Source organism: Okibacterium sp. AC114, from assembly GCF_979253355.1.
In genome coordinates this window covers 2,513,295-2,528,956 of sequence record NZ_CEEDBR010000001.1, presented here as the reverse complement: position 1 = coordinate 2,528,956, position 15,662 = coordinate 2,513,295, and the positions used below count along the sequence as shown (strand labels likewise).

Genomic DNA, 15,662 nt, shown 5'->3' with positions numbered 1-15,662 from the left:
GGCAGAAGGCTACCCCGCGGCGCCGACATCCGATATCGATGGGAAGCGAGACGGCCTCGGCTTACGCGCTCTCGCTGAGGAAAGATTCGGTCACGGCGATAGCGATGAGGGATGGCTCGAGCTCGCTCTCGCTGGCCCCGGCCTGCGTGCGCAGGAAAACGGCCGCTTTGAAATCGGCCAGCGCCGCCGCATACTCGCCCGCGTCGAAAAGCACACGGCCGCGGTGCTGCAGCGCCACGGACTCGAGGATCGGCCAATTCTGCGTGTTGGCGTCATCGGCACACAGGGTCAGTTCGTAAATGGCCTCGTCATACCGTCCGAGGTATTGCAGCACCTGAGTGCGCAGGATGCGGGGCAACAGCAGGTCGCGACGGTTGCCCGTGAACCGGGCGAGACGGACCGCCTGGCTTGCGACATCCAAAGCCTCATCGAGCTGGCCGGTCACTTTGAGCAACCAGGCCCGCTCACTCAAGGCCTGCAGATTGCGCATGTCGCCCAGCTCGGCCAGACGCTCGCCGGCGGCGCGCAGGTCGACTTTTTCTCGAAGGGTGACGGCGTCCCAGCCGAGCAGGATCTTCATGGGTGCCCCCGGGGTGTGGCTCGAATAGCGGTCTCGCGTTCCGCTGGATGGTGGTGTTCCGACCATAACTCGATTGGCCGTCCCCGCCCGGCAGCCGCTCCCGCCTGTCGAAGATGAGCGCTCTCGATGGCCCCATCCGCGCCGCGTGGGACGGACTCTCGAGGCCGACACGCCGGTCGGCGGGATTTACTTAGCGAGGAACACGGAACGGTTCGGCGGCGGCGAGGGCACGGCGGTCTGATCGGTGACGATCGGTGCACTCCGCGTGAACTCGGCGAGGGCAGCGCCGTGCACCGCTTGTGCGGGATGCGGGCCGCCGGCGAGAAGCCGCGGGATGTAGTCGAGGGGGAGGGGCGCGGCTGACCCGAGCACGACCACGTTGCCAAAACGCCGACCCTTCAGCACCTGCGCTTCGGCCATTGCGGCCACGTGCGGCAGAACCGATGCCACGGTGGCGACCTGACCGCGCGCGAAAGCGAGCCCGGGTCCATCCGCGATGTTGATGGCCATGATGCCATTGGGCGCCAGAAGTGACGCTGCCTTCTTGTAGAACTCCTGGCTCGTCACGTGTGCTGGCGTGCGGGAGCCGGCGAAGATGTCGACGATCACGATGTCCGCGGTGCCGAAGAGGCCCGTTGGCAACTTGTCGAGCGAGGCGCGCGCGTCGCCGTATCGAACCTTGATGTTCGCTCGTTTGGGCAGCGGAAGGTGCTCGCGCACGAACGGCACGAGATCGGTTTCGAGCTCGAGCACCTGCTGGCGGCTGCCGGGTCTCGTCGCCTCGATATAGCGCGGCAGGGTGAGCGCCCCGGCGCCGAGGTGCACGGCGGTGATCGGCGCGGATGGTTCGCCCAGCTCGTCGATGATGTGCCCGATGCGCTGGATGTATTCGAAGTGCAATTGCGAAGGATCGCCCACGTTCACATGCGATTGAGGCGTGCCGTCGACGACGAGCTGAAAGCTCTCCGGCACGAATCGGTCCTCTTCGATGATGGCCCGATAGCCGCTGATGCCGAGTGTGATTGCGGGATTCGTCGTCATACAGCGAGCGTAACCGTCGCGGCCGACCTCGCAGCCGTTGTGCTTCATCCAGTGGATATGTATGTTGATATATTGAGATTGGGTAGGCCAGCTGGCCTGACCCCAGAGACCCGCGGGCCCTGATTTGACGCCAGACATCCGCACACGAACACAGACGGAGCACTTCGTATGAAACCCACATCGCAACAGAACGGTCGCTCGAGAGGCGACTCACCCGGCACGACCGGCGCGTCCGGCTCGAGCTTCCGCAAGTCGGGCCGAACGGTCATGGTCGGGGCGGCCGTGGTCGCGATGGCTGCGCTTTCGCTTCCCGGTATCTCCCCGGCAGCCGCCATCTTGGCCACGGGCTGGACGGGTGGAACCGGAGCCGGCGCGACGCAGACGGCTACGGTCGGCTCGACGGTCGTCTCCATCACCACGGAAACCCCCGCCAATGGCAAAGGCGTGCGCATGGAGCCCGCTCAGGGCGAAGTGGGCATCCGGACCACCGACGGGGGTGAGCTCGGCCTGAACGTCATCGGAATGGACGAGGGGTACCCCTGCAAACTCGAACAGGACTGCTACCGCGGCGACGTGGTTATCAAATTCAACAAGCCGGTGACGAACCCCAAGATCTCCTTCACAGACTTGGGTGGTGGCGTGTGGACGATCCCTCTCGTCGGTTTCTCCTATGGCGCCGCTAAGTACAACTTGAAGACGCCCGGGGTATCGCTCTCGGCTGTGTCCGGGGATCTCGCCGTGACGTCGAACACGGTGTCGGCGCCGGGGGCCAAGGCGCACACCGGAGTGGTCCAGGCCACGGGCACGGTGACCGAGCTCCGTTTCGGTGTCGATCAGCAGACGGAATCGAGCGGACCGCTCGGCAACATCGCGCTCAAGTCCCCGCAGGACAGCCACCGGCTCAACGTGGACATCACGGAGACGCCCGCTGCAGCCGACGCCACCACCAACGCTGACGGAAACCCGGCGACCGAGGGCACCACCTCCACGACCTCGACGGGCACAACCACCTCGACGGGTACTGCTGACGCGAACCCGACCGGCACGACCACGTCTACCGGTACAACCACGTCCACAGGCACGACCACCTCCACGGGTACGACCACTTCGACGGGTACGACGACGTCGACGGGTACTGCTGACGCGAACCCGACGGGCACGACCACGTCTACCGGTACAACCACGTCCACAGGCACGACCACCTCCACGGGTACGACCACTTCGACGGGTACGACGACGTCGATGGGTACTGCTGACGCGAACCCGACGGGCACGACCACGTCTACCGGTACAACCACGTCCACAGGCACGACCACCTCCACGGGTACGACCACTTCGACGGGTACGACGACGTCGACGGGTACTGCTGACGCGAACCCGACGGGCACGACGACGTCGACGGGTACTGCTGACGCGAACCCGACGGGCACGACGACGTCGACGGGTACTGCTGACGCGAACCCGACGGGCACGACCACCTCGACGGGTACTGCTGACGCGAACCCGACCGGCACGACCACTTCGACGGGTACGACTACCTCGACAGGCACGACTACCTCGACGGGTACTGCTGACGCGAACCCGACCGGTACGACCACTTCGACGGGTACGACCACCTCGACGGGTGCTGCTGACGCGAACCCGACCGGTACGACCACGTCGACGGGTACTGCTGACGCGAACCCGACGGGCACCACCACGTCGACGGGTACTGCTGACGCCAACCCGACGGGCACCACCACCTCGACGGGTACTGCTGACGCGAACCCGACGGGCACGACCACGTCGACGGGTACTGCTGACGCGAACCCGACGGGCACGACCACGTCGACGGGTACTGCTGACGCGAACCCCGCAGGAACGACCATCTCCACGGGAACGACCACCTCGCTCGCGAACTCCTCGAGCGCGACGAACCCGCAGGCCTCGAGCACCACGGACCCCACGGGAACCACCACGTCGGTCGCGAACGCGACGTCCGCATCGCAGGCTGATGCCAACAGGAACGCTGCGGCGTCGGCGTCGGCGGACTCGAAGGCGAACGCATCGGCTCAGGCGGCCGCGATGGCGGATGCCACCACGCAGGCTTCCTCGGCCGCCAACCCGGACGCGAGCATCGCGGCGCAGGTTGCCAGCAAGGCGGACGCTTCACGCGATGCGTCCTCCACCTCGAAGACGAACGCCAACGCGGCGTCGATCGCGGCGGCGAAGACCTCGACCAACGCCGACAACTCCTCTAACACCAACGCGCAGACGTCGGCGGCGGCGAACGGTGACAACTCGTCGGCGTCGAAGGCTGCGTCGATCGCGAACTCGTCGACCGATGCATCCATCAACTACAACGCCAACGCGTCGACCACGGCGACCGGTGATGTGAACAAGAACGCTGCCGCTTCGGCATCGGCCGACTCCAAGGCCAACGCCGCCGCTCAGGCTGCTGCTCACGCGGATGCCACCACGCAGGCTTCCTCGGCTGCCAACCCGGACGCAAGTATCGCGGCGCAGGTTGCGAGCAAGGCGGATGCGTCTCGTGACGCGTCGTCGACCTCGAAGACGGATGCGGATGCAGCCTCGGTTGCCGCCGCTAAAACCTCGGCCAACGCGGACAACTCCTCGAGCACCAACGCGAAGGCTTCGGCCGCCGTGAACGGTGATCACTCGTCCGCGTCGAAGGCGGCTTCGATCGCGAACTCGTCGACCGATGCATCCATCAACTACAACGCCAACGCGTCGACCACGGCGACCGGTGATGTGAACAAGAACGCCGCCGCTTCGGCATCGGCCGACTCGAAGGCCAACGCCGCCGCTCAGGCTGCTGCTCACGCGGATGCCACCACGCAGGCTTCGTCGGCCGCCAACCCGGACGCGAGCATCGCGGCGCAGGTTGCCAGCAAGGCGGATGCGTCTCGTGACGCGTCGTCGACGTCGAAGACGGATGCGGATGCAGCCTCGGTTGCCGCCGCTAAAACCTCGGCCAACGCGGACAACTCCTCGAGCACCAACGCGAAGGCTTCGGCTGCCGTGAACGGTGATCACTCGTCGGCGTCGAAGGCGGCGTCGATCGCGAATTCGTCGACCGATGCGTCCATCAACTACAACGCCAACGCGTCGACCACGGCGACCGGTGATGTGAACAAGAACGCTGCCGCTTCGGCGTCGGCCGACTCGAAGGCCAACGCCGCCGCTCAGGCTGCCGCTCACGCGGATGCCACCACGCAGGCTTCTTCGGCCGCTAACCCCGACGCGAGCATCGCGGCGCAGGTTGCGAGCAAGGCGGACGCGTCTCGTGACGCGTCGTCGACCTCGAAGACGGATGCGGATGCAGCTTCGGTTGCCGCCGCGAAGACCTCGGCCAACGCGGACAACTCCTCGAGCACCAACGCGAAGGCTTCGGCTGCCGTGAACGGTGATCACTCGTCGGCGTCGAAGGCTGCGTCGATCGCGAACTCGTCGACCGATGCATCCATCAACTACAACGCCAACGCGTCGACCACGGCGACCGGTGATGTGAACAAGAACGCCGCCGCTTCGGCATCGGCTGACTCGAAGGCCAACGCCGCTTCGAAGGCTGCTGCGATGGCCGACGCCACGACGCAGGCCTCTGCTGCCGCCAACCCCGACGCGAGCATCGCGGCCCAGGTCGCGAGCAAGGCGGATGCGTCACGCGACGCATCCTCCACGTCGAAGACGAACGCCAACGCCGCGTCGATCGCTGCGGCGAAGACCTCGGCCAATGCCGACAACTCGTCGAGCACCCAGGCTCAGGCGTCCGCCGCTGCCAACGGTGACAACTCGGCGGCGTCGAAGGCTGCATCGATCGCCGATTCGTCGACCGATGCCTCGGCCGACCACGCGGTGAACGCCTCGAGCTCGACCAACGGTACTTCGGCGTCGACGGTCTCGGCTGCGTCGTCCACCCAGGGATCGGCCACCGCCAACGGCGTGCGCTACACGTCGCTCTCAGCGACGGGCGCCGACGATGTCAACGGCTTCGCTGCCGCGGCTGCTGCTCTTCTCGGCGCGGGCGGCCTCTTGGGCCTCTTCGCCGCGTCGAAGCGTCGTCGCACCCAGTCGGCCTCGCAGAAGTAGCGATACCGCAGGGCATCCGGGCGGGGCGCACACGTATCGAGCGTGTGCGCCCCGCTTCTCTGTCGATACTCGCTTAAATACTCTGAAATATATATACTCAAATACGAAGTTAGTCCCGCCTCTACCTGGAGTGTCTGATGAAGCGTTCAACCGTCCGCCCACGCGGGCCCCTCGTGCGGGGTGTCCTCACGATGGCCGTGCTCGTCACGGCCTGGCACGTGTTCGCCAGCTTTCTGTGGATCGCGCCCGTTACCCCGTTGCGCGAACTGGTGCCGGGAAACCTGCTCATGAGCTACATGATCCCCTGGTACGGCCAGAGCTGGAGTGTCTTCGCCCCCGAACCGATCAACGGTGATTACCGCTTCAAGGTGCGCGCCGTCCTGATCGATGAGGCCGGCGTCGAGACCGAGACTGACTGGGTCGTGACCACCGACGTCGAGCTCGCCCTGTCGCGCCACAATCTCCTTCCCCCGCGCGCCGCCGGCCTCGGCACGCATCAGTCGTCGCTGCTGAAGTCGGCCTACGACCAGCTCTCCGATGAACAGCGCACGACTGCCGCACTCAACTATTTCGACGGCGATGCCTGGCTCGGCCGCATGCAGGCGGCCATGAACGAGCAGGGTGCCGATGAGAACGTCGTCGTGCGCTACATCGTGCAGGAACGCTATTCGGATGCCTATGCCACCCAGGTGGCACGTGCGATCTGGGGCGACTCGGTCGCTCGAGTGCAATATCAGGCCGCGCGCCAGAACATCGTCCCGTTCGCCGAGCGCAACAACCCTGACGCGCAACGTCCGGAGGAGCAGGTCGCGCTCACCGGATGGCGGGGCCTCATCACGCTTCCCGACCAGTCGGCGTCGGACTTCGCCGACGTCTTCCTTCCCGGCTACGAAAGGCTCGAGAAATGACCCGCGTCTCCCCGGCGAAGACCCCAGACACGTCCCTCGCCAAACCCTCCGCCGAGCCTGCTGCGAAGCCCTCCGCCGAGCGTGCTGCGAAGCCCTCCGCCGCGTCCGAAGCAAAGAGTCCTACACCGGCGGACCGTCCCGCCCCCGGCGACGCATCCACCCCCCGCCGAGGTCGCCCCGTGCGCCGTGCTTTCCGTGTCGCGACGGACCTCTCGCGGCGTGGCCTCTCCGGTGCTGCCGAACTCGTCGGCCGCCTCTTCGCGCAGGGCGAGGACTGGCTGCTCGACCGCAAGCGCGCCACCTACGGGTTGGCGGTCACGCGCATGCTGCTCGGTGTGATGATCCTCGGAACCCTCGCCTCGAACTTCTCGACACGGCTGTACACCTTCGGTGCCGGCGCCGCGTGGACCGGACAGCTCTCCTATCCGAGCAGCGAATTCGCTTCGATCTGGCCGTTCAACATCTTCCCGAGCGTTGCCGCGAACGACATCGCGTTCACCGAGCTCTATCTTCTGCTCGCGCTCTGCGCCGTCCTGTTCACGATCGGCTATCGCACCCGCATCGTGATGATCCCGCTGTTCATCCTCTGGGTCGGCTTCGTCGAGATCAACGAATATGTCAGCGACCAGAGCGACAACCTCACGCGCATCGCCCTGATCGCCATGTTCTTCACGTCGCCGGCCGAGCGATGGTCTCTGGATGCCGCACGCCGCCGTCGCACGGTCGGCAAACCGGGTGTGTGGCCCCTGCGTCTGTGGCGCTTCCAGCGCGTCCTGCCCGAGTGGTCGACGAATCTGTCTCACAACCTCGCGATCGTGGTGCTCGCTTGCCAGGTCTCCTTCATCTACGTCTCCGGCGGCCTCTACAAGGCCGGGGGTGCGCCGTGGTCGGGTGGCTGGGCCATCTACGATCCGATCCACGTGGCTCAATTCGGCACGTGGCCCGAGATCTCTGCGCTCATCACGGCATGGGCGCCCGGTGTGGCGTTCGCGACGACGCTCACGTTGCTCGTCCAGGTCTCATTCCCGTTGCTGCTCTTGCGGCGGGGCACCCGCATCTTCGCCCTCATCGTGATGCTGGGCTTTCACCTCGGGATCGCGTTCCTCATGGGGCTGCCGTGGTTCTCGTTGGCGATGATCGCCATCGACTCGATCTTCATCCGTGACGTGACCTGGCGGGCCATGTCTCAGGGGCTGCGCCGGGCCTGGCTGAGAACGGCGCCGCCTCGCCCCGCCGCGCCTGAGCGTGCGGAAAACCCCGCGCTCACACCCGTCGAGGCTCATACAGAGGGCTATGCAGAGGCCCATATACAGGAGAAATGAAATCGGGTCAAGGAAGTAACTGGACACGGCGCGTCGGAAGGCATACACTTGACCTTTGCGCTCTTAGACATCCCTCTGCCTTCATATTGCGGTCGGCTTTCGGGCTCGGACATCATGTCCGGTCGGCTTTATCGCGGGGTCTACGAGTTCTCCATTACTAACAGTAACTTGACCCGACGGGGTCCACGGAGGTTATTTCCTTGGCTGCTGCGCGCAACGCATCCACCAACTCACCCAAGAACGGCCGCGGGGCTTCCCGTCTGTCGTTCGCTAAAATCACCGACACGCTGACGGTTCCGGATCTGCTCGCTTTGCAGACCGAGTCGTTCGACTGGCTGGTGGGCAACGACGTGTGGAAGGCACGCGTCGAAGAAGCCACCGCGCAGGGTCGCACCGACCTCGCGAGCCACTCGGGTCTCGAAGAGATCTTTGAAGAGATCTCTCCGATCGAAGACCTCGGCGAGACCATGCAGCTGTCGTTCGCCAACCCCTACCTCGAGCCCGAGAAGTACTCGATCGACGAGTGCAAAGAGCGTGGCAAGACCTACGCCGCTCCTCTCTATGTCGAGGCCGAGTTCATGAACCACCTCACGGGTGAGATCAAGACTCAGACGGTCTTCATGGGCGACTTCCCGCTCATGACCGAGCGCGGCACGTTCATCATCAACGGCACCGAGCGTGTCGTCGTCTCGCAGCTCGTCCGCTCGCCGGGTGTGTACTTCGAGCGTCAGCAGGAGAAGACGTCCGACAAGGACATCTACTCGGCTCGCGTCATCCCGAGCCGTGGTGCTTGGCTCGAATTCGAGATCGACAAGCGCGACCAGGTCGGCGTCCGCATCGACCGCAAGCGCAAGCAGTCGGTCACGGTGTTCCTCAAGGCTCTCGGTCTGACGACCGAAGAGATCATGGAGGAGTTCAAGGGCTTCGAGTCCATCGAGCTCACCCTCGAGAAGGACACGATCCTCACCAAGGAAGATGCCCTCCGCGACATCTACCGCAAGCTCCGTCCGGGCGAGCAGGTCGCTGCCGAGGCTGCGCGTGCGCTGCTCGACAACTTCTACTTCAACCCGAAGCGCTACGACCTGGCCAAGGTGGGTCGTTACAAGATCAACCGCAAGCTCGGCATCGATGCGCCGCTCAGCGACTCGGTCCTGACCGTCGAAGACATCGTCGCGACGATCAAGTACCTGGTGCGCCTGCACAGCAACGAGACCACCTACTCCGGTGTGCGCGATGGCAAGGGCGTCGACATCCGTCTCGACGTCGACGACATCGACCACTTCGGCAACCGTCGCATCCGTGCCGTCGGTGAGCTCATCCAGAACCAGGTGCGCACCGGCCTCAGCCGCATGGAGCGCGTCGTCCGCGAGCGCATGACCACGCAGGACATCGAGGCCATCACGCCGCAGACCCTGATCAACGTGCGCCCCGTCGTCGCCGCGATCAAGGAGTTCTTCGGAACGTCGCAGCTGTCGCAGTTCATGGACCAGAACAATCCGCTCGCCGGTCTGACGCACAAGCGTCGTCTTTCCGCGCTGGGCCCCGGTGGTCTGTCCCGTGAGCGCGCCGGCGTCGAGGTGCGAGACGTTCACCCGTCCCACTACGGCCGCATGTGCCCCATCGAAACCCCTGAAGGCCCCAACATCGGTCTGATCGGTTCGCTCGCCTCCTTCGCACGCATCAACGCGTTCGGGTTCATCGAGACCCCGTACCGCCGCGTCGTCGACGGCGAAGTCACCACCAACATCGATTACCTCACGGCGAGCGAAGAGGACGACTTCATCGTCGCCCAGGCCAACGCTCCTCTGACGGCCGACGCGCGCTTCGCCGAAGACCGCGTCCTGGCTCGTAAGAAGGGTGGCGAGGTCGACCTCGTTCCCGCTGAAGAAATCGGCTACATGGATGTCTCGCCGCGCCAGATGGTGTCGGTCGCGACCTCGCTCATCCCCTTCCTCGAGCACGACGATGCGAACCGCGCCCTCATGGGTGCCAACATGCAGCGTCAGGCCGTCCCGCTGCTGCGCAGCGAGTCGCCGCTCGTCGGAACGGGTATGGAGGGCTACGCCGCCGTCGACGCCGGAGACGTTGTCACCGCGCAGAAGTCGGGCGTCGTGTCCGAGGTCTCCGCCGACGTCGTCACCGTGCAGCTCGACGAGGGTGGAACGCAGGAGTACTACCTGCGCAAGTTCGACCGCTCCAACCAGGGCACCAGCTACAACAACCGCGTTGTCGTCACCGAGGGTGACCGCATCGAGGCCGGCGAGGTCATCGCCGACGGCCCCGCCACCGAGAACGGTGAACTGGCCCTCGGAAAGAACCTCCTCGTCGCCTTCATGACGTGGGAAGGTCACAACTTCGAAGACGCGATCATCCTGAGCCAGAACCTGGTGAAGGACGACGTGCTCTCCTCGATTCACATCGAGGAGTACGAGGTCGACGCCCGCGACACGAAGCTCGGCAAGGAAGAGATCACGCGTGACCTTCCGAACGTGAGCCCCGACCTGCTGAAGGACCTCGACGAGCGCGGCATCATCCGCATCGGCGCCGAGGTTCGCCCCGGCGACATCCTGGTCGGCAAGGTCACGCCCAAGGGTGAGACCGAGCTGAGCGCCGAAGAGCGACTGCTGCGCGCGATCTTCAACGAGAAGAGCCGCGAAGTCCGCGACACGAGCCTCAAGGTTCCCCACGGTGAGCGCGGCACGATCATCGCGGTCAAGGAGTTCAACTCCGAAGACGGCGACGACGAGCTGGGCTCGGGCGTCAACCGCCGCGTGGTCGTCTACATCGCCCAGAAGCGCAAGATCACCGAGGGTGACAAGCTCGCCGGTCGTCACGGCAACAAGGGTGTCATCGCCAAGATCCTGCCGGTCGAGGACATGCCGTTCCTCGCCGACGGAACTCCTGTCGACATCATCCTGAACCCGCTGGGTATCCCCGGTCGAATGAACTTCGGCCAGGTGCTCGAGACCCACCTCGGTTGGGTCGCCAAGCAGGGTTGGGATGTCGAGGGTTCGCCCGCCTGGGCGAAGAAGTTGCCGAAGGAAGCGCACAGCGCGGCCCCCGGCACCAAGGTTGCGACCCCCGTGTTCGACGGTGCCTTCGAGGAAGAGATCGCCGGTCTGCTCGATTCGACGACCCTCACCCGCGATGGTGAGCGCCTGATCGACTCGACCGGAAAGACGCGTCTGTTCGACGGCCGCTCCGGAGAGCCCTTCCCCGCCCCGATCTCGGTCGGCTACATGTACATCTTGAAGCTCCACCACCTGGTGGACGACAAGATCCACGCCCGTTCCACTGGCCCGTACTCCATGATCACGCAGCAGCCGCTGGGTGGTAAGGCGCAGTTCGGTGGACAGCGATTCGGTGAGATGGAGGTGTGGGCGCTCGAAGCATACGGTGCCGCCTACGCCCTGCAGGAGCTCCTGACCATCAAGTCGGACGACATCCTCGGCCGCGTGAAGGTGTACGAAGCCATCGTCAAGGGTGAGAACATCCAGGAGCCGGGTATCCCCGAATCCTTCAAGGTGCTCATCAAGGAAATGCAGTCGCTGTGCTTGAACGTCGAGGTCCTCTCGGCCGACGGCACCGCGGTCAGCCTGCGCGACACCGACGACGACGCATTCCGCGCCGCCGAAGAGCTCGGCATCAACATTTCCTCCCGGTTCGAGTCCTCGTCCATCGACGAGATCTAAACCAGGCCCCTGTAAAGAACTCACGAGTTTTCTTAAGTAGGAGAGAAATTGCTCGACGTAACCACTTTTGACGAGCTTCGCATTGGCCTGGCTACCGCTGACGACATCCGTCGTTGGTCGTACGGTGAGGTCAAGAAGCCCGAAACCATCAACTACCGCACCCTGAAGCCCGAGAAGGACGGTCTGTTCGGCGAACAGATCTTCGGACCGTCGCGTGACTGGGAATGCTCCTGTGGCAAGTACAAGCGTGTCCGCTTCAAGGGCATCGTCTGTGAGCGCTGCGGTGTCGAGGTCACGAAGTCGTCTGTGCGCCGTGAGCGCATGGGCCACATCGAACTCGCCGCCCCCGTCACTCACATCTGGTACTTCAAGGGCGTCCCGTCTCGCCTCGGTTACCTGCTCGACATGGCGCCGAAGGACCTCGAAAAGGTCATCTACTTCGCCGCCTACATGGTGATCGACGTCGACGACGAGGCCCGCCACGCTGACATGCCCGGTCTGGAGAACGAGCTCCGTCTCGAGATCAAGACCCTGGGTGACCAGCGCGACAGCCGCATCGCCGACCGTCTGAAGAAGCTCGAAGACGACCTCGCGGCCCTCGAGGCCGAAGGCGCCAAGAGCGACCAGAAGCGTCGCACCAAGGACGCCGCCGAAAAGGAGATGAGCCAGACCCGCAAGTCGTACGACGAGCAGATCGCTCACCTCGAGCGCGTCTGGGACGACTTCCGCAACCTGAAGGTCGGCGACCTGAAGCCGGAAGACGCCGTGTTCCACGAGCTGCAGGACCGTTTCGGCCTGTACTTCGACGCCTACATGGGCGCCGAGGCCATCAAGAAGCGCCTCCTCTCGTTCGACCTCGTGGCCGAGGCCGAGTTGCTGCACCTGCAGATCGCCGAGGGCAAGGGTCAGAAGAAGATCCGCGCCATCAAGCGCCTGCGTGTCGTCAACTCCTTCGTGCAGACCGGCAACTCGCCGGCCGCCATGGTGCTCGACGTGGTCCCCGTGATCCCGCCCGAGCTGCGCCCCATGGTCCAGCTCGACGGTGGCCGCTTCGCCACGTCCGACCTCAACGACCTCTACCGTCGTGTGATCAACCGCAACAACCGTCTGCGTCGTCTGCTCGACCTCGGTGCCCCCGAGATCATCGTCAACAACGAGAAGCGCATGCTTCAAGAGGCTGTTGACGCGCTGTTCGACAACGGTCGTCGCGGTCGCCCCGTCACCGGTACCGGCAACCGTGCCCTCAAGTCCCTCAGCGACATGCTGAAGGGTAAGCAGGGTCGTTTCCGCCAGAACCTGCTGGGTAAGCGCGTCGACTACTCGGGTCGTTCGGTCATCATCGTCGGCCCGCAGCTGAAGCTGCACCAGTGTGGTCTGCCCAAGCAGATGGCCCTGGAGCTCTTCAAGCCGTTCGTCATCAAGCGCCTGATCGACCTGAGCCACGCTCAGAACATCAAGGCGGCAAAGCGCATGGTCGAGCGTTCGCGCGCCGAGGTGTGGGATGTCTTGGAAGAGATCATCCGCGAACGCCCCGTGCTGCTGAACCGCGCACCCACGCTGCACCGTCTCGGCATCCAGGCGTTCGAGCCTCAGCTCGTCGAGGGTAAGGCCATCCAGCTGCACCCGCTCGTGTGTGCTGCGTTCAACGCAGACTTCGACGGCGACCAGATGGCTGTCCACCTCCCGCTGTCCGTCGAGGCCCAGGCCGAAGCGCGCATCCTGATGCTCGCCTCGAACAACATCCTGAAGCCCTCCGACGGCCGCCCGGTCACCCTGCCCTCGCAGGACATGATCATCGGTCTGCACCACCTCACCACCCTCAAGTCGGGTGTCGAGGGCGAAGGCCGCGCGTTCTCCTCCGTCGCAGAAGCAATTCTCGCGAAGGACCAGGGCTCGCTCGACCTCAACGCCAAGGTGCGCATCCGTCTCGAAGGCGTTCACTTCGCCGAAGGACAGACGCCCGAAGACTTCGACGAGAGCAAGCCGTACCTGCTCGAGACGACGCTCGGTCGCGCGCTCTTCAACGAGGCCCTGCCCTACGACTACCCCTACATCGAAGACGTCGCCGACAAGGGCCGACTCTCGACGCTGGTCAACGACCTCGCCGAGCGTTACCCCAAGACGGTCGTCGCTGCCACCCTCGACAACATCAAGGACGCCGGTTTCCACTGGGCGACCCGAAGTGGTGTCACGGTCGCTCTCTCCGACATCCTCACTCCGCCGAACAAGCGCGAGATCGTGGGTGCCTACGAGAAGCAGGCCGCCAAGGTGCAGTCACAGTTCGAGAAGGGTCTGATCACCGACTCCGAGCGTCGTCAGGAACTCATCCAGATCTGGACCGAGGCAACCGACAAGGTCGCAGAGGCCATGCGTGCGAACTTCCCCGAAGACAACACCATCAACCGCATGGTGTCGTCGGGTGCACGTGGTAACTGGCTGCAGATCCGCAACATCGCCGGTATGCGAGGCCTGGTGAACAACCCGAAGGGTGAGATCATCCCTCGCCCGATCATCTCGTCCTACCGCGAGGGCCTGTCCGTGGCCGAGTACTTCATCGCCACGCACGGTGCCCGTAAGGGTCTGGCCGACACGGCGCTTCGTACCGCCGACTCCGGTTACCTGACGCGTCGACTCGTCGACGTCTCGCAGGACGTCATCATCCGCGACGAGGACTGTGGGACCACCAAGGGCCTCACCCTCACCATCGCCGCGAAGGATGCCGACGGCACCCTGGTGCGCGACGCCAACGTCGAGAACTCCGTGTTCGCTCGTTCGCTCGCCGCCGAGGCCGTCGACCCCCAGGGCACCGTGGTCGCCGAAGCCGGAGACGACGTCGGAGACGTTCTCATCGACAAGCTCGTTGCCGCTGGCGTCGAGACGATCAAGGTCCGCTCCGTGCTGACCTGTGAGTCCAGCGTCGGTGTCTGCGCCGCCTGCTACGGCCGTTCGCTGGCCACCGGCAAGCTCGTCGACATCGGTGAGGCCGTCGGTATCATCGCGGCCCAGTCGATCGGTGAGCCCGGAACGCAGCTCACGATGCGTACCTTCCACACCGGTGGATCCGCGTCGGCAGACGACATCACGCAGGGTCTTCCCCGCGTGCAGGAGCTGTTCGAAGCCCGTACCCCGAAGGGTGCGACCCCGATCGCCGAGGCGCCGGGACGCATCACCATCGAGGAGACGGACAAGAGCCGCAAGGTCATCCTGACGCCCGACAACGGCGACGAAGCAGTGATCTACCCGGTGCTGAAGCGTGCAACCCTCCTCGTCGAGGACGGACAGCACGTGGAGCTCGGTCAGCCGCTGCACATCGGTGCCGTCGACCCGAAGGAAGTCCTGCGCGTGCAGGGCGTCCGCGAAGTGCAGAAGCACCTCGTCGGTGGCGTGCAGGGTGTCTACCGCTCGCAGGGTGTCCCCATCCACGACAAGCACATCGAGGTCATCGTTCGTCAGATGCTCCGCAAGGTGACTGTCGTCGATCACGGTGACACCGACCTGCTGCCCGGTGAGCTCGTCGACCGCATGAAGTACAACGAGCTGAACCGTGCCGCTCTCACCGAGGGCAAGCGCACGGCCTCGGCCCGTCAGGAAGTCATGGGAATCACCAAGGCGTCGCTGGCCACCGAATCGTGGTTGAGCGCGGCTTCCTTCCAGGAGACCACGCGTGTTCTCACGCAGGCCGCCATGGAAGGCAAGTCCGACCCGCTGGTCGGCCTCAAGGAGAACGTCATCATCGGTAAGCTCATCCCCGCCGGAACGGGACTCGCGAAGTACCGCGACGTCACCGTCGAGGCGACGGAAGAGGCGAAGGCGGAGCGTTACCCGAACCGCATCTTCGCGTCCGATGGCGCGTTCGATGAAGCGGACCTCGGATTCGTCGACTTCGACACCTTCTCGAGCGACGACTTCACTCCCGGCACCTACAACTAAGCAGCACCCAACGCCCGGCTTCGGCTGAGTGTGTGAAGAGGGCCCCGGCATCTGCCGGGGCCCTCTTTTCGTGCGTTACGAGACCGTTATGGCGGCATGC

Annotated in this window: 8 protein-coding genes; 5 read left to right on the top strand and 3 right to left on the bottom strand. The window is 64.8% G+C overall.

What is annotated here, in order from left to right; genetic code table 11:
- Positions 1 to 61 precede the first annotated feature (61 nt).
- The 3 genes from ACZ6IE_RS11665 to ACZ6IE_RS11655 all read right to left on the bottom strand — a co-directional run bounded on the left by ACZ6IE_RS11665 (position 62) and on the right by ACZ6IE_RS11655 (position 3,567).
- A complete protein-coding gene (locus ACZ6IE_RS11665; protein ID WP_464608075.1) occupies positions 62 to 580 on the bottom strand; it encodes a hypothetical protein in 519 nt (172 codons plus the stop codon).
- Positions 581 to 766: 186 nt separating this feature from the next.
- On the bottom strand, positions 767 to 1,621 hold the full coding sequence (locus ACZ6IE_RS11660) for a spermidine synthase (RefSeq protein ID WP_464608074.1): 855 nt from the start codon (positions 1,619 to 1,621) through the stop codon (positions 767 to 769).
- 833 nt (positions 1,622 to 2,454) lie between these two features.
- Positions 2,455 to 3,567, bottom strand: coding sequence for a hypothetical protein (locus ACZ6IE_RS11655; protein WP_464608073.1), 1,113 nt, complete (start codon positions 3,565 to 3,567; stop codon positions 2,455 to 2,457).
- A gap of 118 nt (positions 3,568 to 3,685) precedes the next feature.
- Here ACZ6IE_RS11655 and ACZ6IE_RS11650 point away from each other — a divergent pair, with 118 nt between their 5' ends.
- The 5 genes from ACZ6IE_RS11650 (at position 3,686) to ACZ6IE_RS11630 (ending at position 15,562) form a co-directional block, all read left to right on the top strand.
- Positions 3,686 to 5,710, top strand: coding sequence for a hypothetical protein (locus ACZ6IE_RS11650; RefSeq protein ID WP_464608072.1), 2,025 nt, complete (start codon positions 3,686 to 3,688; stop codon positions 5,708 to 5,710).
- Positions 5,711 to 5,847: 137 nt separating this feature from the next.
- Positions 5,848 to 6,618: a DUF5819 family protein gene (locus ACZ6IE_RS11645; RefSeq protein ID WP_464608071.1), complete on the top strand. Its 771-nt coding sequence runs from the start codon at positions 5,848 to 5,850 to the stop codon at positions 6,616 to 6,618.
- Positions 6,615 to 7,940: an HTTM domain-containing protein gene (locus ACZ6IE_RS11640; RefSeq protein ID WP_464608070.1), complete on the top strand. Its 1,326-nt coding sequence runs from the start codon at positions 6,615 to 6,617 to the stop codon at positions 7,938 to 7,940. The genes ACZ6IE_RS11645 and ACZ6IE_RS11640 overlap by 4 nt, the downstream gene beginning before the upstream one ends.
- A gap of 200 nt (positions 7,941 to 8,140) precedes the next feature.
- Complete coding sequence (gene rpoB, locus ACZ6IE_RS11635; RefSeq protein WP_464608069.1) at positions 8,141 to 11,632, top strand: DNA-directed RNA polymerase subunit beta; 3,492 nt, start codon at positions 8,141 to 8,143, stop codon at positions 11,630 to 11,632.
- A gap of 48 nt (positions 11,633 to 11,680) precedes the next feature.
- Positions 11,681 to 15,562 (top strand): DNA-directed RNA polymerase subunit beta', encoded by a 3,882-nt coding sequence (locus ACZ6IE_RS11630; protein WP_077055055.1) that lies wholly within the window; start codon positions 11,681 to 11,683, stop codon positions 15,560 to 15,562.
- Positions 15,563 to 15,662 lie beyond the last annotated feature (100 nt).